General features: G+C 67.1%; 22 protein-coding genes and 1 tRNA gene. 8 read left to right on the forward strand and 15 right to left on the reverse strand.

Annotated features, from left to right (window positions below; translation table 11 throughout):
- Positions 1 to 300: 300 nt before the first annotated feature.
- The 3 genes from AC6IW9_RS04890 (at position 301) to AC6IW9_RS04900 (ending at position 1,900) form a co-directional block, all read left to right on the forward strand.
- Complete coding sequence (locus AC6IW9_RS04890) at positions 301 to 669, forward strand: Hpt domain-containing protein (protein ID WP_497769688.1); 369 nt, start codon at positions 301 to 303, stop codon at positions 667 to 669.
- A gap of 109 nt (positions 670 to 778) precedes the next feature.
- A tRNA-Thr gene (locus AC6IW9_RS04895) sits at positions 779 to 853 on the forward strand.
- 759 nt (positions 854 to 1,612) lie between these two features.
- Positions 1,613 to 1,900: a hypothetical protein gene (locus tag AC6IW9_RS04900; RefSeq protein WP_497769691.1), complete on the forward strand. Its 288-nt coding sequence runs from the start codon at positions 1,613 to 1,615 to the stop codon at positions 1,898 to 1,900.
- 6 nt (positions 1,901 to 1,906) lie between these two features.
- Here the strand turns inward: AC6IW9_RS04900 and AC6IW9_RS04905 are convergent, their stop codons facing one another.
- The 5 genes from AC6IW9_RS04905 to AC6IW9_RS04925 all read right to left on the reverse strand — a co-directional run bounded on the left by AC6IW9_RS04905 (position 1,907) and on the right by AC6IW9_RS04925 (position 10,679).
- Positions 1,907 to 2,884: a bifunctional riboflavin kinase/FAD synthetase gene (locus AC6IW9_RS04905; protein ID WP_497769694.1), complete on the reverse strand. Its 978-nt coding sequence runs from the start codon at positions 2,882 to 2,884 to the stop codon at positions 1,907 to 1,909.
- Positions 2,885 to 3,037: 153 nt separating this feature from the next.
- Positions 3,038 to 3,934: a transglutaminase family protein gene (locus AC6IW9_RS04910; RefSeq protein ID WP_497769696.1), complete on the reverse strand. Its 897-nt coding sequence runs from the start codon at positions 3,932 to 3,934 to the stop codon at positions 3,038 to 3,040.
- Positions 3,931 to 6,447: a circularly permuted type 2 ATP-grasp protein gene (locus tag AC6IW9_RS04915; RefSeq protein ID WP_497769699.1), complete on the reverse strand. Its 2,517-nt coding sequence runs from the start codon at positions 6,445 to 6,447 to the stop codon at positions 3,931 to 3,933. Before AC6IW9_RS04915 ends, AC6IW9_RS04910 begins: the two co-directional genes overlap by 4 nt.
- Positions 6,437 to 9,733: a transglutaminase family protein gene (locus AC6IW9_RS04920; protein WP_497769701.1), complete on the reverse strand. Its 3,297-nt coding sequence runs from the start codon at positions 9,731 to 9,733 to the stop codon at positions 6,437 to 6,439. Before AC6IW9_RS04920 ends, AC6IW9_RS04915 begins: the two co-directional genes overlap by 11 nt.
- A 196-nt stretch (positions 9,734 to 9,929) precedes the next feature.
- Positions 9,930 to 10,679 (reverse strand): glucose 1-dehydrogenase, encoded by a 750-nt coding sequence (locus tag AC6IW9_RS04925; RefSeq protein ID WP_497769703.1) that lies wholly within the window; start codon positions 10,677 to 10,679, stop codon positions 9,930 to 9,932.
- A gap of 81 nt (positions 10,680 to 10,760) precedes the next feature.
- Between AC6IW9_RS04925 and AC6IW9_RS04930 the strand changes: the two genes are divergently transcribed.
- Positions 10,761 to 11,144 (forward strand): ArsR/SmtB family transcription factor, encoded by a 384-nt coding sequence (locus AC6IW9_RS04930; RefSeq protein ID WP_497769706.1) that lies wholly within the window; start codon positions 10,761 to 10,763, stop codon positions 11,142 to 11,144.
- A 32-nt stretch (positions 11,145 to 11,176) separates the two neighbouring features.
- On the opposite strand, the gene AC6IW9_RS04935 is transcribed toward AC6IW9_RS04930, so the two are convergent.
- The 4 genes from AC6IW9_RS04935 to AC6IW9_RS04950 form a co-directional block, all read right to left on the reverse strand.
- Positions 11,177 to 12,373, reverse strand: coding sequence for a diguanylate cyclase domain-containing protein (locus AC6IW9_RS04935; protein WP_497769709.1), 1,197 nt, complete (start codon positions 12,371 to 12,373; stop codon positions 11,177 to 11,179).
- A 123-nt stretch (positions 12,374 to 12,496) separates the two neighbouring features.
- The gene (hmuQ, locus tag AC6IW9_RS04940; RefSeq protein WP_497769711.1) at positions 12,497 to 12,835 is read right to left on the reverse strand and encodes a heme-degrading protein HmuQ; all 339 of its coding nucleotides are present in this window, start codon (positions 12,833 to 12,835) and stop codon (positions 12,497 to 12,499) included.
- Positions 12,836 to 12,880: 45 nt separating this feature from the next.
- Positions 12,881 to 13,681: an energy transducer TonB gene (locus AC6IW9_RS04945; RefSeq protein ID WP_497769714.1), complete on the reverse strand. Its 801-nt coding sequence runs from the start codon at positions 13,679 to 13,681 to the stop codon at positions 12,881 to 12,883.
- A gap of 94 nt (positions 13,682 to 13,775) precedes the next feature.
- Positions 13,776 to 15,770: a TonB-dependent hemoglobin/transferrin/lactoferrin family receptor gene (locus AC6IW9_RS04950; protein WP_497769716.1), complete on the reverse strand. Its 1,995-nt coding sequence runs from the start codon at positions 15,768 to 15,770 to the stop codon at positions 13,776 to 13,778.
- Positions 15,771 to 16,141: 371 nt separating this feature from the next.
- On the opposite strand from AC6IW9_RS04950, the gene hemP reads away from it, so the two are divergent.
- The 4 genes from hemP to AC6IW9_RS04970 are packed head-to-tail and all read left to right on the forward strand — an operon-like array spanning position 16,142 to position 19,179.
- Positions 16,142 to 16,318 carry a hemin uptake protein HemP gene (gene hemP / locus AC6IW9_RS04955; protein ID WP_497769718.1) on the forward strand — a complete coding sequence of 59 codons (177 nt, stop codon included), beginning with the start codon at positions 16,142 to 16,144 and terminating at the stop codon, positions 16,316 to 16,318.
- A 7-nt stretch (positions 16,319 to 16,325) separates the two neighbouring features.
- Complete coding sequence (locus AC6IW9_RS04960) at positions 16,326 to 17,240, forward strand: heme/hemin ABC transporter substrate-binding protein (RefSeq protein ID WP_497769720.1); 915 nt, start codon at positions 16,326 to 16,328, stop codon at positions 17,238 to 17,240.
- Positions 17,237 to 18,334 carry a FecCD family ABC transporter permease gene (locus tag AC6IW9_RS04965; RefSeq protein WP_497769723.1) on the forward strand — a complete coding sequence of 366 codons (1,098 nt, stop codon included), beginning with the start codon at positions 17,237 to 17,239 and terminating at the stop codon, positions 18,332 to 18,334. Before AC6IW9_RS04960 ends, AC6IW9_RS04965 begins: the two co-directional genes overlap by 4 nt.
- A complete protein-coding gene (locus AC6IW9_RS04970; RefSeq protein WP_497769726.1) occupies positions 18,331 to 19,179 on the forward strand; it encodes a heme ABC transporter ATP-binding protein in 849 nt (282 codons plus the stop codon). The genes AC6IW9_RS04965 and AC6IW9_RS04970 overlap by 4 nt, the downstream gene beginning before the upstream one ends.
- A gap of 160 nt (positions 19,180 to 19,339) precedes the next feature.
- On the opposite strand, the gene AC6IW9_RS04975 is transcribed toward AC6IW9_RS04970, so the two are convergent.
- The 6 genes from AC6IW9_RS04975 to AC6IW9_RS05000 all read right to left on the reverse strand — a co-directional run bounded on the left by AC6IW9_RS04975 (position 19,340) and on the right by AC6IW9_RS05000 (position 25,378).
- The gene (locus tag AC6IW9_RS04975) at positions 19,340 to 21,448 is read right to left on the reverse strand and encodes a heavy metal translocating P-type ATPase (RefSeq protein ID WP_497769729.1); all 2,109 of its coding nucleotides are present in this window, start codon (positions 21,446 to 21,448) and stop codon (positions 19,340 to 19,342) included.
- The gene (locus AC6IW9_RS04980) at positions 21,445 to 21,843 is read right to left on the reverse strand and encodes a hypothetical protein (RefSeq protein ID WP_497769731.1); all 399 of its coding nucleotides are present in this window, start codon (positions 21,841 to 21,843) and stop codon (positions 21,445 to 21,447) included. Before AC6IW9_RS04980 ends, AC6IW9_RS04975 begins: the two co-directional genes overlap by 4 nt.
- 36 nt (positions 21,844 to 21,879) lie before the next feature.
- Positions 21,880 to 22,167: a hypothetical protein gene (locus AC6IW9_RS04985; RefSeq protein ID WP_497769734.1), complete on the reverse strand. Its 288-nt coding sequence runs from the start codon at positions 22,165 to 22,167 to the stop codon at positions 21,880 to 21,882.
- Positions 22,168 to 22,254: 87 nt separating this feature from the next.
- A complete protein-coding gene (locus AC6IW9_RS04990) occupies positions 22,255 to 22,524 on the reverse strand; it encodes a FeoC-like transcriptional regulator (protein WP_497769737.1) in 270 nt (89 codons plus the stop codon).
- An 11-nt stretch (positions 22,525 to 22,535) separates the two neighbouring features.
- Positions 22,536 to 24,908, reverse strand: coding sequence for a Fe(2+) transporter permease subunit FeoB (gene feoB / locus AC6IW9_RS04995; RefSeq protein WP_497769740.1), 2,373 nt, complete (start codon positions 24,906 to 24,908; stop codon positions 22,536 to 22,538).
- Positions 24,905 to 25,378, reverse strand: a complete 474-nt coding sequence (locus AC6IW9_RS05000) for a FeoA family protein (protein ID WP_497769742.1) — start codon at positions 25,376 to 25,378, stop codon at positions 24,905 to 24,907. The genes feoB and AC6IW9_RS05000 overlap by 4 nt, the downstream gene beginning before the upstream one ends.
- Positions 25,379 to 25,423: the final 45 nt, after the last annotated feature.

Genomic DNA, 25,423 nt, shown 5'->3' on the forward strand with positions numbered 1-25,423 from the left:
CGGAAAAGATTAACCAAATATTACAGCTGTCGGCGCGCAAATGAAACCAGCGCCGAGACACCGATCCGAATCGTCGTTAACGCGGGCGCGAAGGGGCCGGCGCCGCTCCAGCCGCGCCGCCGCCGTGACGAGAGCCCCTCCGGCTACGCTCGAGCCGCATGAGGACTTTGCACACGAAATTGATTCGAATAAGGATACGACGCGCCTGCGCGGGCGGCGAGACAGGGAGGCGACGCGGGCCGCGCGCTCACGGCGAATCCACAAAAAAATGCGCGCCGACGCAGGCGATGGGAGACGGTCATGAGCGAATCGAGCCTGCGCGAGAGCGCGCCGCCAGCCTCGGGAAGCGTGGACTTCGCGCATCTCGCGGAGGCGGCGGCGGGAGACGAGGAGCTCGCTCGGGAGCTGCTGATCCTGTTTGACGGGCAGGCCCGGGAGATCGCCGGCCGGCTGGAAGGCGACGTCGCCGACCCCGAGCGGCGCGAGCTCGTCCACAAGCTGAAGGGCTCGGCCTCCGCTATCGGCGCCTTCGCCGTGGCGCGGGCGGCGGATGCCTGCGAGGCGGCGCTGGCGAGCGGGACCGGTCGGGGCGCGTCCCAGGATGCGCTTCGGCGCGCCCTCGCCGAGACGCTGGCGGCGATCGCGCGTCTCGAGCAGAGGCGCGCATAGGGCGTCTTGCCTATGCGATGGCCCTGTGGCACAAGGCCGAGGAGGCGCGACAGCCATCCCCCATTGATCCGCGCGCCCGTCCCCGCCGGCTCCCGGCGCGGAAAGAGATGCTGCAGTAGCTCAGTGGTAGAGCACTCCCTTGGTAAGGGAGAGGTCGAGAGTTCAATCCTCTCTTGCAGCACCATTAAATCAAATGCTTACGACGAAGGCCCTTCCGCCGGCTTGTGCCCGTCCCGGGTGACCGCGCCTGCGCCTCTTTCTAACATGCGCCTGCGGATATCTATCGGCTAACCGCAGCCGTTGCCGAAGCTCGACATTCGCCGCGAGCCGTTTAAAAGTGGCAACTATCACGGCGACGCTCGAGGAGAGCGTATCCCGGGGGTCACATATGAAAAAAGACACTTTCGAGGAGGCCGGCGCCTATTTCGAGTCTGTTCACGAAATGGAAAAGACGAAGAAAGGAGAGTCGTTGACATATTATATGGACGCAATGGATACAAAAACAGCGTCTCTTTTGGCTCATGTTTCAATTATGATGGCGGTTCTAGCAATATTCTATTCATCGACAGACAAAACCTCCCTCGTTGGTGTCTCATTCGTCTTCGAACTCGCCATATATCTTGTCGTTACGCTTGGATGTCTAAGAAGTATATTTATATATAGTCCAGACGGAAAATCGCGCACGACCGAAGAAATGATCGAGTTACGAACGCATGAGGCTATAGCCAGATTAAATGCATACAAGGTGAGCTTGGGAGCGACGATATTCGCAACGCTGGCTTTTATAGCATCGCTGGTAACTAGCATGTTGCAATCATACTTCCGATAGAGTTCGTTCGTTGTCAGCTCACGGATGAAATGACACTCTCCCTCAAACGTAAGCTTCTTCTAAAACGGGGGCGGGAGCTTCGGCCCGCCCGAGGACGGAAAACGGAGTCGGCGCATGACCAGGGAAGAGTTCGAGGCCTCGCTTTCCGCCGCGGCGGCGCCGGCCCTGGAACCGCCGCTGCTCGCGCTCTGGCGCGACGCCCGCGGCGAGTGGGACCTCGCGCATAGATGCGTCGACACGCGCGACGACGCGCTCTCCATGTGGGCGCACGCCTATCTGCATCGCAAGGAGGGCGATCTCGGCAACGCCCGCTATTGGTATTCCCGCGCCGGCCGCGCGCCTGCGCAGGGACCGCTCGCGGACGAATTCGCCGAAATCCTCGGCGTCCTGCTCGGGCGGTGACCACCGTCAGCGCGCGCGGCGGGCGAGAATCTCGCGCGCCTTTTGCGCGTCGTCGCGCATCTGCGCCGTGAGCGCGTCGAGGGAGGAAAATTTCGCCTCGCCGCGGATGAAGCCGATGAAGGCGACCTCCACTGTCTTGCCGTAGAGATCGCCGTCGAAATCGAAGACGAACACCTCGAGCAGCGGCGCGCCCTGCTCCTCCACGGTCGGCCGCCGGCCGAAATTGGCGACGCCGTCATGCACAACGCCGTCCGCCTCGAGCGTGACCGCATAAATGCCGTGACGCAGCCGGCTCGACGGATCGAGCGCGATATTGGCGGTGGGAAAGCCGAGCGTGCGGCCGAGCCTGCGGCCTTCCCGCACCACGCCCTCGACGAAATAGGGATGGCCGAGCAGGCGCGCGGCGAGCTCGACATCGCCCGCCTGCAACGCTTCGCGCGTCGCCGTCGAGGAGACCGCCTCGAGGCTCCCGGCCTCGTCCTGCGTGATGCGCGGCACGATCTCCACCGCAAAGCCCAGCCGCGCGCCCTCCGCGCGCAAAAAATCCGGATTGCCGGCGCGCTTCGCGCCGAAGCAGAAATCATAGCCCGCGACGGCCGCCGACACGCCGAGCCGGCGCGCGAGGATTTCCTCGGTGAATTCCTGCGGCGGTCGCGCCGCGAAATCTCTGTCGAAGGTCAGGATGATCAGTCCGTCGAGGCGAAGGCGCGCGAGCAGCGCCGCCTTGGCGTCGGGCGGCGTCAGGCGGAAGATCACCGAGCGGCCCGCGAAGACATCGGCCGGATGCGGCTCGAAGGTGAGCAGAGCGCAGGGCTTGGCGAGGCGCCCGGCGAGCGCCTGCGCATGGGCGATGACGCCCCGGTGGCCGCGGTGCAACCCGTCGAAATTGCCGATCGCCACCACGGCGCCCTCGAGCCCGGGAGGCGGAGCTTCGGGATCGCGGGCGACGATGAAGGGATGCGCGAGCGGCAAGGAAGCGTCCAATCGGGTCGGAAGGCGCGGAATCGCACGCCGCGCGCAGTTTGGGTAAAGAGCCGGATCAAGTCCAGAGACGAATTCTCGGGAGACGACCGCAGGCTGCAGACGAGAATGGCCTTCCTCGGCGGCGGTCGATCACGAAAGACGCCGCTTTTTCCGCTATCGAGCGGCGGTCGCGGCGTCGAGCGGCGTGACGCTGACGCTGACGTCGAGTTTCTGGCGGCCGGCGCTGAAGATGACGCCGTCGATCGGCGAGACGTCGGCATAGTCGCGGCCGATGGCGATGACGACATGGTCGTTCTCGACCAGAACGGCGTTGGTCGGGTCGAGATCGATCCAGCCATGGGTCGCGCCGCACCAGAGCGACATCCAGGCGTGAGAGGCGTCCGCGCCTTCGAGCGGCGCGCAGCCCGGCGGCGGGATGGTGCGGATATAGCCGCTGACATAGGCCGCCGGCAGGCCGAGCCCGCGCAGGCCCGCGATCATGATGTGGGTGAAGTCCTGGCAGACGCCGCTGCGCATCTGAAAGGCGCGGGCGAGCGGCAGGGCGACATGGGTCGCGCCAGGATCATAGACGAAATCGGTCTTGATGCGGCGCATCAGCTCCGCCGCGCCTTCGAGGATCGGCCGGCCGGGCGGAAAGCTCTCGCGCGCATAGGCGGTCGCCGGCTCGTAGAGCGGCGCCAGCCGGCTCGGATAGAGCCAATGGGCCGGCGCATGCGGCTCGAGCGAGGCCGCGCCGACCGCTTCGCTTCGCACCGCCTCCCAGGCCGGCGTCGCCGCCGCGGCGGGCGGCGCGGGGCGTTCGACGCGCACCCTGGCCTTCATGGCGATGCCGAGCTTCACATGCGGCGCGTCGATGCGCGCCTCGGCGACGCGATTGCCGTAGAAGTCCACGCGCTCGCGCCAGCCGCGCGGGGCGGGCGTGACGTCGATGCGGCCGGACAGCACGCTCTGGCCGCCGTCGCCGCGCGGCAGCAGGCGCAACGCGCAGCGCGCCGAAGCGACCGGCGCCTCGTAGCTGTAGGTGGTCACATGGGCGATGTCGTAGATCACGCGAGGCGTAGGGACTCTTCGAAATGCGCGGCGTCCGAGCCCTGCAGGAAGTAACGACCGGCGAGAGCGTCCGCAAGATTCATGAGGCGCTGCTCGACGGCGAAGATCCGCGCCGCGTCGAGCATGGCGGCGTCCTCGACCTCGATCTCGGCGCGCAATTTGACCGCGAGCCGCCGCGGCCTCTCCATGAGCCCGTCGTGGCGCAACGTCGGAAGCGCAGCGAGATGCTCGTCGATGCGCGTCACCTGAAAGCAGACGGAGCGCGGGTTGTAGGGATCGAGCATCGCCATGTCGAGCGCCGGCGCCAGCGCCGCGCCGGCGAGATAGCGCGAACGATAGGTGATCTGCGAATCGATCAGCTCGAGCAGCGTGTCGAGGCTGTCGATCGTCGCGCCCTCGTCGGCGAACGCCCTGGCGAAGCGGCAGGCGTTGATGGCGCGCTCGACGCGCTTGCCGAGGTCGAGGAAGGACCAGCCGGCGACGCGATTGACGTTCTCGTCGATGAGGCCGGAAAGGGCAGCGAGGATATGCAGGGACTGCTCGGCCGATTCGAGCAGCTCGGGCTCCGAGCAGAGGCCCGCGCCGAGCTCCTGCAGGCGGGTCTCCAGTCGATTGACCAGCTGCCAGATGTCCTGCGACAGGCGCTCGCGGATGATGGAGGCGGCCTGGCGCGCGGAGCGCGCGACGCAGAGCGCCGAGCCGGGCGATTCCGAACCGCCCGCCGCCGCCTGCGCCAGCTCCGCCGCCGCGAGGCGCGGCGTCTCGGCGGGCGCGGCGCCCCAGGCGAGCAACAGGCGCTCCAGCCGCTCGATCGGCTGACGTCCGCTGTAATTCGGCGCATCCGCCTCGGTCAGCCGATTGCACAGGGAGCGCACGAGACGCACCGTCGCCTCGGCCCGCTCCAGATAACGGCCCATCCAGAACAGATTGTCGGCGGCCCGGCTCGGGAGGTCGCCGACCATGCGCACGATTTCTATGTCGTCGCTGGTCGGCAGCAGCGAGGCGTTGTCGATCGGCCGGTCGGCGAGCACCCAGACATCGGCCGATTGCGCGCCGGAGCCCATGGAGACGGCGCGCACGTCGAGCCGGTCCGACACCCGGCAGAAGCCGCCCGGCATCACCCGCCAGCCCTCCGCCGTCGCGGCGGCGAAGACGCGCAGAGCGAAGGGGCGCGGCGCGAGGCCGTCCTCGCTCCACACCGGCGTCGTCGACAATTGCACGACCTCCTGGCCGACATAATCCATGCCGCGCGCGCGCATGAGCTCGACGAGCCGGACGCGCTCCGCCGGATCGAACTCGCTCCCCAGTGCGACGCGCTTGCCGGGAAATCCGGGAATCGTCTCGCCGAAGGCGGGGGCGACGGCGCGTTCGTCCAGCGATTCGATCACGGCGTCGCGCGCCGGGTCCTGCCCGCACCACCAGGTGGCGATATTGGCGAGCCGCAGATCCTCGCCGAGCAGCCGGCGCGCCAGCGCCGGCAGAAAGCCGAGCAGCGCGCGCGATTCGACGAGACCGGCGCCGGGCATGTTGGCGAGCGTCACATTGCCCTCGCGGATCGCGTCGATGAGGCCCGGCACGCCGAGCTGCGAGGCGGCGTTCAATTCCAGCGGGTCGCACCAGTCTGCGTCGACGCGCCGCCACACCACGTCGACGCGCTTCAAGCCTGCGATGGTGCGCACATGGAGCTTGCGCTCGCTGGTGACGAGATCGGCGCCCTCGACCAGCAGCAGGCCGAGATAGCGGGCGAGATTGACCTGCTCCGAATAGGTTTCGCTGAAAGGCCCCGGCGTCAGCAGGCAGATGCGCGGGTCCTTCTGCTGCGCCGCCTCGGCGAGGCCGGCGCGGAAATCGCGGAAGAAGGGCGCGAGCCGCTGCACCTTCATGTCGCGATAGAGGCGCGGGAAGGTGCGGGCGAGGACGAGACGATTTTCGAGGGCGTAGCCGGCTCCCGAAGGCGCCTGGGCGCGGTCGCCGAGCACCCACCAGCGGCCGTCCGGCCCACGGCCGATGTCGGCGGCGTAGAAGCGCAGCCAGCGTCCGCCGGGCGGCGAGACGCCGGCCATGGCGCGAATATATTCGGGCGAGCCGGCCACCGCCGCCGCCGGCAGCGCGCCCTCCTTCACGAGCCGCCCCTCTCCATAGATATCGCGCAGCACGAGATCGAGCAGCTCGGCGCGCTGGGCGACGCCGGCCTCGATCTCGCGCCATTCGGATTGCGGCAGCAACAGCGGCAGACGGCTCAGCGGCCAGCTGCGCTCTTTGCTCTCGCCGAGCACGCGATAGGAGACGCCCATGTCGCGGATGCGCCGGCCGGCGGCGGCGAAACGATCGTCGAGATCGTCGCGACCGAGGCCCGCGAGAGTGTCGAGCAGTCTTTTCCAATGCGGGCGGACGCGCCCGTCCGGCCCCACCAGCTCGTCCGGCACGCCGGCGGGCGGCGCATAGCGCCCGAGCCAGGAGGCGACGCGCCGCGACGCCTCCTGGCTCGGGCCGGTCGGACGTTCAGCCGGCACTCTTCCTCCGCAGATCCAGGGTCAGCGGGAATTCGCCCGCCGGCTCCTCGCGCGGCGGCTTCACCCTGCCGGGCGTATGCCCGTGATCCTGGAACCGCGCCAGCCTGCGGGCCTCCGCCTCGTGGGCGTTTACCGGAAACGTATCATAGTTGCGACCGCCCGGATGCGCCGTGTGATAGACGCAGCCGCCGAGCGACCGCTCGCTCCACGAATCGACGATGTCGAAGGTGAGCGGCGAATGCGCTGGAATATTCGGGTGCAGGCCCGAGGGGAGCTGCCACGCCTTGAAGCGCACGCCGCCGACGGCGACGCCCGAAGCGCCGGCGCTCGTCATCGGCACGCGGCGGCCGTTGCAGGCGACGACATGGCGTCCCGCCACGAAGCCCTCGGTCTTCACCTCCACGCGTTCGACCGAGGAATCGACGAAGCGCACCGTGCCGCCCGCCGCGCCCTCCTCGCCGAGCACATGCCAGGGCTCCAGCGCCTGACGCACCTCGAGCTGCACCCCTCCGTGCTCGACCCGGCCGGCGAGCGGGAAGCGGAACTCGCGCTGCGCCTCGAACCATTCCGGCTCGAAAGCATAGCCGGCGCGCTCGAGATCGCCGAGCGCGTCGAGGAAATCGCGCCAGACGAAATGCGGCAGCATGAAGCGGTCGTGCAGCGCCGTTCCCCAACGCACGAACGAGCCCTGCTGCGGCTCGCGCCAGAACCAGGCGACGAGGGCGCGCAGCAGCAATTGCTGAGCGAGGCTCATGCGCGCGTCGGGCGGCATCTCGAAGCTGCGGAACTCGACGAGGCCGAGCCGTCCCGTCGGCCCGTCCGGCGAATAGAGCTTGTCGATGCAGATTTCCGCGCGATGGGTGTTGCCGGTCACATCGACGAGCAGATTGCGGAACAGGCGATCGACGAGCCAGGGCGGGAAGCCCGTCGTTCCGGCCTCCGGCACATTGGAGAGGGCGATCTCCAGCTCATAGAGCGAATCGTGGCGCGCCTCGTCGACACGCGGCGACTGGCTGGTCGGGCCGATGAAGAGGCCGGAGAAGAGATAAGAGAGCGAAGGATGCCTCTGCCAATAGAGGATGAGGCTCTTCAACAGATCCGGCCGGCGCAGGAAGGGCGAGTCGAAAGGCGTGCGTCCGCCGAGCACGACGTGATTGCCGCCGCCGGAGCCCGTCTGGCGGCCGTCGACCAGGAATTTATCGGCGGTGAGCCGCGCGGCGCGCGCGTCCTCGTAGAGGCCGGTCGTCGTCGTGACCGCGTCGCGCCAGCTATCGGCCGGATGGACATTCACCTCGATCACGCCGGGGTCCGGCGTCACCTTGATCATCTCGAGACGCGGATCGACCGGCGGCGGATAGCCTTCGATATGGACCGGCAACCCTTGCGCCTTGGCGGTCGTCTCCACCGCGGTCAGGAGCTCGAGATAATCTTCGAGCGTCGGAACCGGCGGCATGAACACGCAGAGCACGCCGTCGCGCGGCTCGACGGCGAGCGCAGTGCGCACGGCGCCTTCGACCTCGAATTGCGGGTTCACGTCCTGCCGGTCGTAGAGCGCGTGCGTCTCGTAGATTTGTTGCAGACGACCGGGATCCGGCAGCGGGCGGCGCGGCTCGGTCGGGTCCTGCCGCCAGGAATAGGGATAGGCGCTCGCTGGAATCCAGGGCAGCGAATTTATCGGCAGGCGCAGGCCGATCGGCGAATCGCCGGGCATGAGGAACAGCCGACCGCGCCGCAGCGGCCAGCGCTCCGACACCCAGCGCCGCTCGGCGCGCGCATTCCAGCGCTGCACCGGCAGCACGAAGCCGGTCGGCCGCGAGAGGCCGCGCTCGAAGGCGCGCAGCATGCGCGCGCGCTCCTCGGCGTCGTCTATTTTCGAATCGAGCGGATCGACATTGATCGGGAGCGAGCCCTCCTTCAGCAGCCAATGCGCCGGATCTTCATAAGCGGGGATCACATAGCGCGGCCCGAGGCCCAGCCGCTCCGACAGATCGGCGATGAAACGCTCGCCCTCGTCTGTGGTCGGCGCGCTCGGCGCGCCGATGCGGGTGACGAGATCGGGATCGCGCCAGATCGGCTGTCCGTCCTTGCGCCAATAGAGCGCGAAGGCCCAGCGCGGCAGGCTCTCGCCCGGATACCACTTGCCCTGGCCGTAATGCAGGAATCCGCCGCGGGCGAAGCGCGCCTGCAGACGGCGCACGAGATCGTCGGCGCGCTGGCGCTTCGTCGGCCCGACGGCGGCGGTCGTCCATTCCGGCGATTGAAAATCGTCGATCGACACGAAGGTCGGCTCGCCGCCCATGGTGAGCCGCACGTCCTGCGCGACGAGATCCACGTCCACCTTCTCGCCGAGCGCGTCGAGCCGCGCCCAGGAGTCGTCCGAGAAAGGCGAGGTGATGCGCGGCGCCTCGCGAATGCGCTGGACGCGCATCTCGAAACCGAACTCGACCTCCGCCGGCTCGACGACGCCGGTGATGGGCGCCGCGGAGCGATAATGCGGCGCGCTGCACAAAGGCAGATGCCCCTCGCCGCAGAAGAGGCCGGAGGTCGCGTCGAGCCCGATCCAGCCGGCGCCGGGAATATAGACCTCGGCCCAGGCGTGCAGATCGGTGAAATCGTGATCGGTCCCCTTCGGCCCCTCGATCGGATCGACGTCGGCCTTCAACTGGATGAGATAGCCGGAGACGAAGCGCGCCGCGAGGCCGAGGCTGCGCAGGATCTGCACGAGGAGCCAGGCCGAATCGCGGCAGGAGCCCGTGCCGAGCGCCAAAGTTTCGTCCGGCGTCTGAACGCCGGGCTCCATGCGGATCACATAGCGAATGTCGTTCTGCAAGCGGGCGTTGAGGCCGACGAGGAAGGAGATCGTTCTCGCCGGCTCGCTCGGCCGCACGCTCTCGATGAAGGCGGTCGTGAGCGGTCCCGGCTCTTCGACCTCGCGGCAGGAGGCGAGCTCGGCCTCGAGCTCCTCGGGATAGGCGAAGGGGAATTGCTCGGCATAGGGCTCGATGAAGAAGTCGAATGGATTATAGACGGCGATCTCGGCATGGAGATCGACCTCGATGCGGAACTCCTCCGCCTTCTCTGGGAAGACGAGGCGCGCCAGCCAATTGCCGTGCGGGTCCTGCTGCCAATTGATGAAATGGCCGGCGGGCGCGATCTTCAGCGAATAGCTCGGCACGCGCGTGCGGCAATGCGGCGCCGGCCGCAGGCGCACGACCTGCGGCCCGAGCGCGACCGGCCGATCATATTTGTAATGGGTGACGTGATGGAGCGCGACCTTGATCGACACGGGAGCTGCTTCGCCTCATGAGGACGCCGTAAAGGCGGATGGCGATTAGCTTATGGCCGGCGCGGCCTGTCAATCGCGACGGCCGATACGCGTCGCGCTTTGCCGGAAATTGCCGCAGGGCGCATGTAGCCGTGGCGGGCGGCGCCGACGAATGCGGCGCCCGGCGGCCGGGCGCCGCGGCAGGATCATCCCGCCGTCACACGGCGACCATTCCACCATCGGCGTAGAGATCGACGCCGGCGATGTAGCTCGCCGCGTCCGAGGCCAGGAACAGCACGGCCGCGGCGATCTCCTCGGGCCGGCCGAAGCGGCCGAGCGGCACGGACTTGGAAATATCGGCGCCGAACTCGGCGGCCTTCTCGGGGGGCAGCCCGAGCGTATCGAAGATCGGCGTCTCGATCGGGCCGGGGCTGATCGCGTTGACCCTTATGCCGCGATCCTTCAGCTCCGCGGTCCAAGTGCGGGCGAAGGAGCGCACCGCGGCCTTGGTGGCCGAATAGACGCCGAAGGCCGGCATGCCTCTCGTATTGGCGATGGACGAATTGAGGACGATCGCTCCGCCCGGCGAGAACAGGGGCAACGCTTTCTGCACCGTGAACAGCAGGCCTTTGACGTTGACGCCGAAGAGCAGGTCGAAATGCGCCTCGTCCACCTCCTCGAGCGGCGCGAGCCGGGCGACGCCGGCATTGGCGAACAGAACGTCGATGCGCCCGAAGCGCGTCTTCACCTCGGCGTAGAGACGGTCGAGGTCGTCGAGCTTGGCGACGTCGCCTTGCACGCCGAAGGCATTCGGGCCGATCGAGGCGGTCGCCGCGTCGAGCTCCGCCTTGCGCCGTCCGGTCACGACCACTTGCGCGCCTTCGGCGGCGAAGAGCCTGGCGGTCGCCAGGCCGATGCCCGTGCTGCCGCCGGTCACGACGGCGATCTTCTCTGCGAGCTTTCCCATGTTTTGGGCCTTTCTCAAAATTCAATAGTTCAGAAATTACGAACTAAAGCGCAATCTGTCAAATCGTGCTAATCGCGGGTCATGAGGACGCTCCATCATCCGCGCCTCGACGAGATCACGGTCGAGGGCATTCTCTTTGCCTTGGCCGAGCCCGTGCGCCTGGAGATTTTCGCCCGGCTCGCTGCGTCCGAATGCGGGCGCAATTGCTCGACATTCCTCGAGGTGCAGGACTGCCGGCTGCCGAAATCCACCTTGTCCCAGCATTTTCGCGTGCTGCGGGAGGCCGGCCTCGTCCGCAGCGAGCGCCGCGGCGTCGAAATGATCAATTCGACACGCTGCGCGGAGCTCGCCGGGCGCTTCGGCCCGATGCTGCGCGCGATCGTCGAGGCCTATGAGGGACAGAAAGCGAGCGCGACCGAAAACGATGGAACGGGCGACCCGACCGACGCGTCTCCGCTCGGATAGAAGGCGGAGCCGGCCCCACGCGCCGAGGAGCCTCATGGGAGCATGAGCGACGAAGGCGGCGACGGCGGGTCGCTCCAAAAGGCGACGCCGCCGCGATCGGCGCGCTTGGCGCGATAGAGCGCGGCGTCGGCGCGCTCGCTCAGCGTTTCCAAGGAAAGGCCGTCGCGCGGCGCCAGGGCGACGCCGACGCTCGCGCCGATGCGAATCTCCCGCCCATCGATGTCGTAAGGCGCGGAGAGCGCGCGGACGATGCGATGCGCGAGCAGCCGCGCTTCGTCCTCGTGGCGAATGCCCGTCTGGACGACGACGAATTCGTCGCCGCCGAGGCGCGCCGCCGTATCTTCCCCCCGCAGCGTTCCCAGCAGGCGCGCCGTCGCGGCGCGCAGCAGCGCGTCGCCGACGAGATGGCCATGCGCGTCATTGACCGCCTTGAACCGATCGAGGTCGAGACAATGGATCGCCAGCGCGTCCCCGTGCGATCGGAGGCCCGCGACGGCGTCCTCGAAGCGCTCTCCCAAACGCACGCGGTTGGCGAGGCCGGTCAGCGCATCGCGGTGCGCCATCGCCGCATGGTCGAGCTTCGACACGAGCTGACGCCGGGTGGTCTCGTAATTTCTCGACGCCCATTGAACGACGGCGAAGGCGAAGCCGGTCATCAGCGCGGCTTCCAGGACGAAGGCGGCGAAGACCTGGGGGTCCGCGGCTGCGGTCGCGCGCTGGAGGAACCCGAAGACGGTCGGCCCCGTCGCCAAAGCCAGGGCGATCTTGCAGAGCATGGGCCGGAAGGCGACATTCGCGCTCGCGCCGGCGCCGAAGACGAAAGCGAGGCTGGACGTCAGCATCGGCACGAGCGTGGAATCGGGCGGATGGCCCATGGAGAGCGCACGCAGGTTGATCATCCCGAGCAGCGCCGCGAAGGCGTAGACGGCGGCGTCATAGACGCGTTCCCATCGCCGCGCCGCCTCCGCCGTGATCGGCCCGGCCGCCGCTCGACGGCGATAGGCGAAGATGAAGCCGATGCAGGCCGCGCAAACGAGAGCGGCGGCCACGGTCAGCACGAGAATGACCGCATCCCGCTCTCGCGCCGCGAGCAGCAGCCCGACTCCGCTCAGCGCCGCGCCCATGAAGGCGGGCGGCATGATCGGCCGCATCACCGTGTCGACGAGCTCGACATAGGCCGCGTCGGGGAGCCGGCTCGCCGCCGCCGGAGCTTCGAAGCGCCGCGACATTACTTCATCCTATCGTCTGAACCTATGGTCAGAAAGATAGGGACGCGGCCCGGGCGGCGCCCGAAATTTCAGCGCCTCGCCCGCAGCGGCGACGAACAGCGATCCAGGCGGCCGCAGACTTTCCTATTCGGCGGCCTGCACGAACAGCGGATTCGTCTGCTCGATGACGCTGTCGAAACCCTCGAACTCCGGATGGCCGAGATAGAGCGGCTTGTTCTTCCCGGCGTCCTTGTGCGCGTCGCGGAACTGCTCGGATGTCGTCCAGGCGAGGAAGCTCTCTCTCGTTCGCCACATCGTGTGCGACGAATAGAGAGTGTGATCTTCGCGCTCCGGTCCCTTGAGGAGGTGGAAGGCGATGAAGCCGTCCATTTCGTCGAGCCGCGAGCGGCGCGACGCCCAGATCTGCTCGAAGGCCTTTTCTTCGCCCTTGACGACCTTGAAGCGATTCATGGCGATGAACATGTCGTTTCCCTTTTTTCGATGATCGCAGCCGAGCGATCCATTCCATCATCTCAGATTGTAATTGATGCCGAGCGTTATACTCAAGCTCGACGCGCCGTTGGGCATCGGCGGGAAGGGCGCTGCGCGTCGCACCATTGCGAGAGCCGCCTCGTCCAGCGTCGCCGCGCCGGACGATCGCGCCAATGACACGGCGAGAACGTCTCCATGCGGCGACACGGTGAAGCGCACGACGGGGACGCCGGTGATGTTGCGGTCGCGCGCATCGCTCGGATAGCGCTGGAATCGCGCGAGATGCGCCTTCGCCTGCGCGCGATAGTTCGCACTCTGCGCCGCCCCCGCGAATGTCGACGCGCCGGACGCGCCGCCGCGCGTGGAAGCGGCGCTGCGATGCCGGTCTTCGCCGTCGCCGTCCGCGGTCGCTCGCTCACGACGACGTTCGCGCGGCGAATGTTCGGAGATCGCGCGCGCGTGCTCCGGTCGCGGGCGACGTTCGACTTTTCGCGGCGACTCGGGCGCCCGCCGCGGCATGACGATCGCCTCGGGAGCCGCTTCGACCAGAGGCGCCGGCGGCGCGAAGGGCGTCTCGTCCGGTTCCTCGATGCGCGGCTCCGCTTCCAGCAGAGCGTCGTCTGCGGCATTCCGAGCCGATTGCGAAGCCGCGCTCTCCTGCACGCCGGCGAGGATCTGCACCTCGAGCGGCCGCTCGCCGCCGCGAGGGATATCGAGCTTCTGACTAGCCGTCGCCGCGAATAGCGCAAAGACGAGCGCGTGCCCCGCGACCGACAGGCCCGTCGAAAGGACATGGCCCCCGTCATAGCCGCCGTCCGGCGCGAGGAGAAACGACATCCGGCCCGATCTCGAGGGGTTCGGCCTCGCGCTTTCGCTCGCCTCGCCGCCTGCGCAAGCCATCGTCATCACGGCGCCTCCATGAGGTCGCGCCTCAATTCGACGAGAATTTCACGGCGACGGCGAATTTCACGGCGAAGCCGGCGCTCGGAAGCGAATTGAGATATTGCGTGTATTTGCGGTTCGCCACATTGGACAGCAGCAGATTGGCCGAGACCGCGTCGCTATAGGCGTAATTGGCGAAGAGATCGACATAGTCGTAGGACTTCGTCGGCGTGGAAACGGTCGTCGGGCTGCGGTCCACCGCCGTGTAGCGGCCGCCGACGGTCAGAGCCGAGTCGAGCAGACGAACGGCCAGCGTGGTCGTGATCCGCCCGGGCGCGACGCTGTAGAGCGGGGCGTTGGTCGAGAGATCCTTGCCGCCATTGATGAATCCGGCGACGGAGAGAAAGCCCCCGCCCCAATCATAGGCGCCTTCGCCTTCGAAGCCGCGGATCTCCGCCTTCGCCACATTGAGATATTGGAAGGAAGTGATCGGGAAGCAGAGAAAGGGAGCGAAGGCGCAGACGGAGGTCGGCATGCCGGGAATGAACGGCACGAGATAGGGATTTCCCACCGTCTGGAAATCGATGTAATTGTCGATCCTGTTCTGAAAGGCGTTGAGCTTCCCCCGGATCTTGTCGCCCGGCGTGAACACATCGTCGTATTTGACATTGACGCCTGCCTCCACGTCATGCGCCACTTCCGGCCTCAGAGAGGGATTGGGCAGGATATTGAAGGCGGGGAACGGATGCACGCCCGAGATCAGCGTCTCGGTGATCGACGGCGCGCGATAGCCTTCCGCGTAGGTTCCGTAAATCTCGACGCCCGGAAGCGGCGACACGCCGACGGTGATTTTCGGCGAAACGCGGCTGCCGCTCGAGGAATACGCGCCGCCGGACAGAGCGTAGTCGTCGAAGCGCAAGGCGCCGAGCACGCGCAGCCATGAGGCGTAGCGCGCCTCGTCCTGAACAAAAGCGCCGGAGAGCCGCCGGTCGCCGGACGGCGTGAGCGCGGAGACGAATTTGCCGGCGTTGTCGACCGTCGTGACATGGTCCTCCGCATTGTCGCCGCCGAAGGTCAAAGCGTGGTCGATGACCGATGTCGAGAAGCGCGCCGTATTGTGGACGTCGACGCCCCAGGTGCCGATGTGATCCTCGAGCCCCGCGCCCGGCGCGACGCCGAGGGCGCGATAGGTGGCGGTCGGCGAGAGGACGGTCTGCCGATTGCGCGTCTCCGTGTAATAGGTCTTGACGTCGAGATCGAGGAGCGGAACATCGGGTTTGACGAAATGATAGCCGAGCGTGAAGGTGTTCGCGTCGACGTCGTCGTCGAAGCGCGTGCCCGAGCCGCTCGTGCCATTGTTGGCGAAACGATAGTTCTGCATCAAAGCCGTCGCGGTGATCACGTGGCCTTCGTCGGGCCGAACCGCGAGCTTCATCAGCCCGCCGATCAATTCGCTGCCGGTGTCGGAGGCCGTCTGCCCCTCGCCGTCCCGATAGGGCGTGCGCTTGCGATAGACGAACTGGCCGAATGTGTCGGCCCAATCGGTCGGCCGCGCGGCGAGAGACGTGCTCTCCAGCAGGCCCTGGCCGTTGGTTCCCGCTCCGAGCTTCTGGACGATCCCATATCTCTCGCCCGGCGCGAGAACATCGTCGGCGCCGCGCGTGCGAAACGAGACGACGCCGCCGATCGCGCCGGAGCCGTATATGTTGGAGACAGGGCCGCGCACGACATCCGCCTGCGAGAGGAATTCGGGCTCGAGATAGAACGTCCCGTTCGCATTGTGGCCGGAAATCTGAAAATTCTGCCGCGCGCCGTCAATGAGGACATTCACGCGGCCGAAGTCCTGAAGGCCGCGGATGTTGATCGATTGCGCGGGATCGTTCTGGCTCTCCTGCGTCGCGACGCCGGGAACATTGCGCAGAATGTCGGAAACCGTGGAGGGCTGAAAGCGCTCGATGTCCTTGCGGGTGACGACGCTCGACCCGCTCATCGATTCGACGGGCGTCTCCTGCGTCTTCGTCGCGGTGACATTGATCGTGTCCAACCCATCGACATCCTCCTTCGCGGCGCGAGGGGATTGCGCGTGCGCGACAGCGGCGAGCGCGAAATTCGAACAGAAGATCAAAGCCGCGCCTCTCCGGGCGCGGTGAAACGAACGATGCATGAGCCCTCCGGACGCGTCTTTTTTCGTCTGGCTGGCTCGCTCGGCGCGGCGGCTTCGCTGGCTGGCTGATCGGCGCCCTTCGCAGGCGCTTACGTACTGTCGCGCAGGAGACGGCTGTGATCAAGGTCGATCGGGCCTTTCCGTCTTTACAAGACTTCCAAATGCTTTGTCTGAAAGCCTTCCAATAAATGCCGGGCGCGATTGACGAGCTCGCCGTGCTTATCGATGCTTCGATGTCGCGAGAGGCGAATATGGACAAAAGCGATATCGAGCCCGCTCCCGATCGGCCATCCGACGCGCCGCGGCAGCCGCGCGAGATACACATCAGAGACCTCCTGGGCGAGGCCAAAGAGGCGATGATCATTCATGCGGGCGAGCGCTACCGCCTGCGCATCACCGCCAACAACAAGCTGATCTTGACCAAGTGAGAGAGTCGTGACCACGCAACCTCCCGCAATCCGATTCCTGCGCACGGTCCTGGCCGCCGCCGTGCTTCTCGCGACGCGCGCCCATGGCGCGGAGGTCGATCGCATCGTCGCCGTCGGCGGTTCGGTGACGGAGATTTTCTATGCGCTCGAGCGGCAGGATCGCCTCGTCGCAGTCGACACCACGAGCCTCCATCCGCCGCACGCGTTGAAGGATAAGGCCAATGTCGGCTACTTCCGCTCCCTCTCGGCGGAAGGCGTTCTCTCCATGCAGCCGTCGCTCGTCGTCGCCTTGCAGGGCGCCGGCCCGCCGCCGGCGATCAAATCCTTGACCGAGGCGGGCGTGCGCGTCGTGACGATTCCCGACGCTCCCTCTCCGGAAGGGCTCGTCGCCAAGATCGAAACGATCGGACGCCTCGCCGATGCGAGCGACGCCGCCGCGCGGCTCGCGGCCGATGTGCGCGCGCGCTTCGAGGAACTCGCGGTTCTCCGCTCCAAAATCACGACGAAGCGCCGCGCGCTCTTCGTGCTCGCCTTGCAGAACGGACGTCCGCTGGTCGGCGGCCGCGGCACGGCGGCCGACGCGCTCATAACGCTCGCGGGCGGCGAGAATGTCGCCGCCGAGATCGAAGGCTATAAGCCGATGACCCTCGAAGCGGTCGCCGCGGCGGCGCCGGAAACCATCGTCATGATGGGCGCGGACACGGGCGCCGCGCCGGATGTCTTCTCGCAGCCCGGCTTCTCCGGCATCCCCGCGGCGCGCTCGCGCTCTCTCTTCCTGCGCGACGGGCTCTATCTCATCGGCTTCGGCCCGCGCGCGCCGGAGGCCATATGCGAGCTGATGGCTGCCTTCTATCCCGACGCGCATATTCCGTCATTGCGTGCGGCGACGAGCGGCGCGCCGCCGCGGAACGGCCGCGAATGACCGCCGCCGCCGAACCGGACACGACGGCGATCGCGCGCTTCGTAGAGCGACGACATCGACGCTTTCTCGTCATCGGCTCGGGCCTCGCCGTGCTGTGCCTCGGCTCGGTCGTCTTCGCGCTCGCGACGGGCGCCGTCGCCATCGCGCCTCAGAAGGCGCTCGAAATACTGGTCACGGCGCTTTTCGATCGCGGCGCGCTCGCGCACGATCGCGACGCGCTCATTCTTCTCGACCTTCGCCTGCCGCGCGTCCTTCTCGGCCTCGAGGTGGGCGCCGCGCTCGCCCTCTCGGGCGCGCTGATGCAGGGACTGTTCCGCAATCCGCTCGCCGACCCCGGCCTCATCGGCGTGTCGAGCGGCGCGGCGCTCGCCGCAGCCGCGACGATCGTGCTCGGCGACAGGCTGTTCGTCGGCGCAGGCGACGCGCTTCCCTTTGTGGCGCTTCCCATCGGCGCCTTCTGCGGCGGGCTGGTCACGACGCTGCTCATCTATGCGATCGCCACGCGCGAGGGCCAGACCTCCATGGCGACCATGCTGCTCGCCGGGGTCGCGCTCAGCGCTTTCGCCAGCGCGGCGACGAGCCTGCTCGCCTATATTTCGGATGATCGGCAGCTGCGCGATCTGACCTTCTGGTCGCTCGGCAGCCTCAATGGCGCGAGCTGGAACAAGGCCGCGATCGTCGCGGCGATCGTCGCGCCCCTGCTGCTCGCCGCGCCGCTGCTCGGCCGCGGCCTCAATGCGCTGGCGCTCGGCGAGGCCGAAGCCTTTCACCTCGGGATCAGAGTTCAGCACGTCAAGACGGCGACGATCATTCTCGTGGCGCTCGCCGTCGGCGCCAGCGTCGCGGCGGCCGGCGTCGTCGGCTTCGTCGGCGTCGTGGCGCCGCACATCGTGCGGCTCGCGACGGGCCCCGATCATCGCCGTCTGCTGCCGCTCGCCATTCTGCTCGGCGGCGCGCTGCTCGTTTCCGCCGATGCGTTCGCGCGCGTGCTGGCGGCGCCGGCGGAGCTGCCGCTCGGCGTGCTCACGGCGGCGATCGGCTCGCCCTTCTTCTTGTGGCTGCTGTTGCGGCGCGACAGGACGATCTGGTCATGAGCGCGATCATCGAAGCGCGCGGCGTGTCGTTCCGTATCGGCGAGAAGCGGCTCGTCGACTCGGCGGATCTGCGGCTCGAGGGCGGCCGGCTCGTGATCGTGATCGGCCCGAACGGAGCGGGCAAGTCGACCTTGCTCTCCCTGCTCGCCGGCGCGTCGGCGGCGCAGGCGGGCGACGTTCTCTATTGCGGCGAAAGGCTCGACCGCCTGCCGGCGTGGCGCGTCGCGAGCCGCCGCGCGGTGATGACGCAGAGCGCCCGCCTCGCCTTTCCTTTCACCGTCTATGAAGTGGCGAGTCTCGGGCTCGATGTCGTCGGCCGCGCCTTGTCGCGGGAGCAGCGGCATTCGATCATTGCGCGCAGCCTCGCCGCCGCCGACGCGCTGCATCTTTGCGAGCGCGACTATTCCGGCCTTTCCGGCGGCGAGCAGCAGCGCGTGCAATTCGCTCGCGCGCTCGGCCAGCTGTTCGCAGGCCGAAGCGTCGACGAGCGCCAGGCGCTGCTGCTCGACGAGCCGATCGCGAGCCTGGACTTGCGCCATCAATTGGCGCTGATGGACGCCGCGCGCGACATCGCCGACGCAGGCTCCGCGGTCTTCGTCGTGCTGCATGATCTCAATATTGCGGCGGCCTATGCGGACGAACTCGTCGTGATGTCGCAGGGGCGCATCGTGGCCCATGGCCGGCCGGCGCAGGTGCTGTCCGATACCCTCGTCGCTGCGGTGTTCGGCGTCGACCTGCAATTGAACGCCGTTCCGCCCACCAGCCTGCCTTTTCTTCTGCCGCACGGCTATGCGCGCAGACGGGACTGGTCGCGGACGCGGTTTCGCGAGCCGACGGCGAATTGATCTTCGCGGCGATGGAGGGGACAGGTAATTGAAAGCCTCACCGGAGGCTTACTGATTTCCATCGCGCGAATTATCCTCGACCCAGACCGTCAGGGAACAGGTTATCGTCTCCTCAGAAGGACAAATCGAGAAGCAGGGCGCTGATCGCGCCCTGCGAAATTCAGTGTCCGGCCGTTTTTTCATATTCTGGCCGCCTGCTCTTCCACTCCGATCGCCCCTCCAACAGCGCACGAAGCAGCACGGCGATGGTCGCGCCATTGTGCAGCACGGCCGAGGTGACCGGGGCGAGGTTGCCGGTTGCGGCGCCCGCTAGAATCGCCGTATTGACGCCGACCGCCACGGCGAAATTGGAATGGATGAGCCGCATCGCGTTCTGCGCGAGGGAGAGGATCGTCACGAGCGAATCGAGCCGGTCCTCCAACAGGACGATGTCGGCGGTCGCACGTGCGATATCCGCCGCCCGCGGCATCGAAACGCCGACGTCCGCCTCCATCAGCGCCGGTCCGTCGTTCACGCCGTCGCCGACATAGGCGATGCGGCGGCCTTCCCCTTTCAGCGAAGCGATCACGCGCGCCTTGTCCTCGGGGCGCTGCTCGTAATGCACCGCGTCCAGCCCGAGCCTTTTTGCGAAGGCCATCGCCGGGGCGCGATGATCGCCCGTGATCATGATCAGGCGTTCGACGCCGAGCGCCCGCAATCGCGCGACCGTCTCGGCGCTCTCCGGCCGCAGCCGGTCGCGCAGGGCGAAAACGGCGAGCGGGCGGTCGTCGGCCGCGACATAGAGAAGCGATTTGCCCTCCGCCGCGAACGCTTTCACCATGTCGCGCGCGCCGATGAACGAGACATGCTCGTCGTCCTCGAGGAAATGCCGGCTGCCGAACCGGATGCAGCGTCCCCCGACCTTCGCTTCGACGCCATGGCCGATGATGAAGTTCACCTCCTCGTGCGGAATATGCGCGAGCCGCCGTTTCTCGGCGAGCTCCACCACGGCGCGCGCGATGGGGTGGCTCGTGTGCTCGCCGAGCGAGGCGACCATGGCCGCCGCGTGCTCCTCGTCGAAATCGCGGTCGAGCGGACGGATGTCGGTGACCTCGAGCGTGTTGTGCGTCAGCGTGCCCGTCTTGTCGAAAACCACGGTATCGACGCCGGCGAGCGCCTCTATGGCCGATCCGCTCTTGACGAGGCATCCCTCGCGCGCCGCCCGATACATCGCCGACTTGATCGCGATCGGCGTGCCGAGCTTCACGGCGCAGGAATAGTCGACCATGAAGACGGACTCGATCCGGCGCAGGTCGCCGGTAAGGGCGAACACCGCCGCGGCCGAGGCCAGCGTGATTCCGACGCGCCGGTCGGCGAGCGCGTCGGACGTCGTCTGAATGGCGGCGGGACGGTCGAGCGCCTCCTGGATATAGCGGGTGATGCGCCCGGTCGTGGTCGCCGCTCCCACTCGCTCGGCGCGGATCACGAGCCGTCCCGCGGTGACGACGCCGCCGGCGAGCGCATGGTCTCCGGCTGCGCGCGGCATCGGAAGGCTTTCGCCCGTCACCGTCGATTGGTCCACATAGGCGTCGCCGGCCAGCACCTGTCCGTCGACAGGAATCGACTCCCCTGCGCCGACGACGACACGCTCACCGCCCTCGAGCTCGGCGAAACGAACGCGCGCGAGCTCGCCTCCGTCGCGCTCGACCCAGACGTCGTCCGGCGGCCGCAGTAGCAGCGAGCGCAGCAGCTCGTCCGAACGGTCGACGGTTGTCGCCTCGATATAGGCCGCGAGCTCGATCAGGAAACGCGTGACGTTCGCCGTCGCATATTCGCCGCGCGCGGTGGGCAGGCCGATCGCGAGCGCGTCGAGGACCTCGGTCTTCACCGCGCCTCGCAGCGTTTCGGCGACGCCGCGAAAGAGGACGCCGGCGACATTGGCCCAAGTGACCGCCCGGACGACAGGAGCAGGCAAGAGAAACGATGCGACGACGACGGCGGCGGCGAGCGTCAGGCGGGTCGGCTCGGCGGTCGCCAGGGACCGCCACGCTTCGCTCGCCGTGGACGGCGGCGGACGGTGGGCGAGCGCGAGGATCGATTCGCGCGTTTCGGGCCGGCCGTCGTAGCTGACCGCCAGCGATGCGCAGGCCCTGTTGATGCGTGTCCCGCTGACGCCGGGAAGATCGCGCAGGCCGGCGGCGGCGCGCGCCAGAATTCTTTGATCGCCCGGCAGCCGCAACCGCAGTCGCTTCGGCAGTTCGTGAACGATCTCCACAGGCGCCGTGGTCAACCAGGGGGGTTCCCTTTCTCCTCGGGAGCGGCCCCAGTGGCGGCCGCGACTTCCGCTTCCGCGTCACGGAAGCGCTCCTTCCATTCCTCGACGCTGTTCTGCGCCGCTGTCCACAATTGCACGCCGGTTTTCAGCAAGGCGCGTTGCGCGCGCTCGTTGGTGAGCAGATAGGCGACGCCGGCGCCGATCAAGAAGCCCTTGATGAGAGAATCCGCGCCCGGATGCCGATGGAGATCGGCGGGGCCGATCGGGCCTGCGTCGCCCGCCGGAGCCGAACGGCCGTAGCGCCTTCCTGCGGCCTCTCCGTAATAGTGGTAGTGGTGATGAACGCCCTGCCCTTCATAAGGATAGGGCCCCTGGGCCTCCGGGGATCGGCCATAGTCGATGCGCGCCACGATTTGATCTCCTCGAAACGGCGTCGTGAACGAAATCTACGCTTTCGGCGGCGGCGCATTCTCTTTGGCGTCGGCCGACGGCGGCTCGGCCGACGCGTCCTTGCGGAAGAGCCCCGCCACTGCGGCGCGCGCTTCCGGCTTGCTGATCAGCACCACGGCTGCGGCGCCGATCGCCGCCCCGATCCAGAAATTCGGCCCTCTCGCCTGCGCGATTCTGCCGACGCTGGACAGGCTGAATCCATGTTTCAGCACGCCCTCGATCAGGTCCATGGCGTCGAAGCGCGGATCGCCCCGATCTCCACCATAGTCATCATAGTTCGACATCTGCAACTCCTCGATTCTCTTTCGACAAAAGGCCGAGCGCCCGGGCCGCCGCCGCGTCGCGGACCGCGCGCGCCGGAATGCATGAGGTCAGAAGATGTCAGGATTTTCTCGCCGCCCTTCGACCCATTCATATACGTCGCCGAGATCCACTCCGCCAGCGCAAACGCATCCGAGGGTTCCAGCCTTGCCGCAAGCCGCGCAAATGCCGACCACGCGGCGAACCTTCTTTTTCGCTCGCCACATTTCGAGAAGACTTCGCGCCACCTCCGGCGTCGTGCCGAGGCCGACGGCGAGTTCGCGCACAGAGGCGCGACGGTATCTCTCCATGAAGTCTTTCACAGCCGACAGCGTAGCCATGGCCGCTTCCTTCAGCTTTGCTTCAGTCCGCCCGCGACGGTCGAAGAAACGTCGTCCCGACCGCGGGTTCGCGCCGCCGCCCGGCCCACGAGACGCAAGGCCGTCATGGCCGCGAGCAGCCCAGCAAGACAGGCGCCGATCCAGAAGATTGCGGTCGCCGGCGCACGCTCGAACCGCGCCGCCTGATAGAAAACGACGGCGGCGCACCAGCCGAGTCCCGTGTTCCAGACGGCGCTGAAGACGGTCCAGCGCCAGCCGATCTCCTGATAGATCGCGCCCATCGCCGCGACGCAGGGAATGTAGAGGAGGATCATGAGCAGATAAGCGAAAGCCCCGGCCGGTCCGTCGAAGCGCGTCGCCATCGCGGCGAAGGCGCTCTGCCGAACCTCGAGCTTCGTCGCCGCCGCCGCACTATCTCGGACAAACGAGATGTCGAGTCCCACCGGGTCGGTCAGGGCCGCCAAGACCTTCCCCAAATTCTGAGGAATGGTCTCGAGGGCTCTGATCAACTTCTCAGCGACACCGGCGTTTTCCGATGTGCCCTCGGCCGCCTCGCCCGCCTCCTTCGCGCCGAACTGAGCATAGAGCGCATTGAGCGTGCCGATCACGGTCTCCTTGGCCAGAATGCCCGTGAACACACCGACGGCGGCAGGCCAATTGTCCTTCGTCATTCCCATCGGCTCGAAGGCCGGAACCATCGTCCGGCCGATGGCGGACAGCATGGATTTCTCACTGTTGCGATTGCCGAAGCTGCCGTCCGTGCCGATCGTGTTGAGAAAGCTCAGCAGCACGACGATCGGAATGATCACGCGGCTGCAGCGGAAGACGAAGGCCTTCAGCCGGTCCCAGGTTCTGAGCAGGACCGTGCCGGCGGTCGGAGCGTGATAGGGCGGCAACTCCATGATGAACGGAGAAGCTTCTCCTTTCAGCACGGTATTCTTCAGAAGGTAGCCCGTTCCGACGGCAACCAGAATGCCGATCAGATAGAGGGAGAAGACGATGTTCTGGCCGCTCGTCGGAAAGAAAACGGCCGCGAACAACGCATAGACCGGCAGGCGCGCGCCGCATGACATGAACGGCGCCATCATGATCGTCAGGATTCGGTCGTGGCGGCTTTCCAGCGTGCGCGTCGCCATGATCGCGGGCACGTTGCATCCAAATCCCACGATCAGCGGCACGAAGGACTTCCCCGGAAGGCCGATCGCCCGCATCGCCCGGTCCATCACGAAGGCGGCCCGCGCCATATAGCCGGAATCCTCCAGGACGGACAGAAAGAGATACAGAAAACCGATGATCGGAATGAATGTCGCGACCGTCTGAACGCCGCCGCCGATCCCCTCCGCCGATAAGACCACGAGCCATTGCGGCAAGCGCAAGCGCTCCAGCGCCAGCCGCCCGCCGTCCACGAGCAGCGCGCCGGTCGCCTGCTCGAAGAAATCGATGAAGGCTCCGCCGATCCTGATCGTGAAGACGAACATCATATACATCATCATCAGAAAGATCGGGATGCCGAGAAAGCGATTGAGCACGACATGGTCGATACGGTCCGACAATGTGCGTGACGCTTCGCGCGGACGCGTCACCGTCCGCTCCACGATCCCCGTCACGAAGCCGAAACGCGCGTCCGCGATGACGATGTCCGGATCGTCGCCGAAGGCTTGCGCCACCCTCTCGCGGGCGGCGGCGATCTCTTTTTCCAGTCGTCCGCCCAGCTCGCCCGCCAGCACGGGATCGCCCTCGATCAGCTTCAGCGCGCGCCAGCGCGGCTGCGGGGAGCCGTTCTCGGCGAGGAGCGGCGCGAGCCTCGCGATCGCCGCCTCGACGGTCTCGCCGTAACGAGGCTCGACCTGCGGCGGACGCGGACGCTCGGCCAGATCAGCGATATGCGCCCGGAGATCGGAGACGCCGACGCCGCGCGTGGCGATGACCGGGAGCGCCGGACAGCCGAGCTCACGCGACAGTTTTTCCGTGTCGAGAACGATGCCGCGCCGCGCGGCGATGTCGACCATATTGACGGCGACGATCATCGGCGCGCGCATCTCCAGCAATTGCGCGGTGAGATAGAGATTGCGCTCGAGATTGGAGGCGTCGACGATATTCACGATCAGGCTGGCGTCGCCGGACAGAACGAAGTCGCGCGCGATGCGCTCGTCTTCCGACATGTCGATCGTCGCGCCGAGCGAATAGACGCCGGGCAGATCGATCATCTCATATGCGTCTCCGTCGTAGCGATAGCGGCCGCTCTTCTTTTCCACCGTGACGCCCGGCCAGTTTCCGACCTCCTGGTGCGCTCCGGTCAGGGCGTTGAACAGCGTGCTCTTGCCGCAGTTCGGATTGCCGACGACGCCGACGACGATCGGCTTCGGATCGCCTTTGCCGATCATGGCAGCTTCTCTATGGCCAGCAGCTCCGCCTCGGCCTTGCGGACGCTCATCGAAAATCCGCGAACCGTGATCTCGACGGGATCGCCGAGCGGCGCAACGCGGGTCAGCACGAATTCGACGCCGGGGGTGAGGCCCATCGCCATGAGTCGCTGCCGGTAGCCGGGCATGCCCTTGCCCATGCCGACGATGCGGGCGCGCTCGCCCGGTTTCAAGTCGCCGATCGTCATCGTGTCGAATGTTTCCTCGAGACGGATGACGCATATCCGGCGCGCCGTCGCGGGATCGACGGCGACGCGGCCGTCGCCCGAACCGACGACCACGCCCGAGGCGCTATCGTGCTCGAGGACGGAAAGCGTCGAGCCGACATGAAGGCCGAGATCGACCAATCGCCGCTCGGAACCGGCGTCTGCGTCAAAAGCGATGATGCGAACAGCGCCGTGACGCACGTCGCTCAAGCGAAGAACCGGCATCCGCGGTTGCGCCGAAACACTCGCCCTCACGATGCGCCACGCCCT

The organism is Methylosinus sp. shoA (assembly GCF_059718125.1).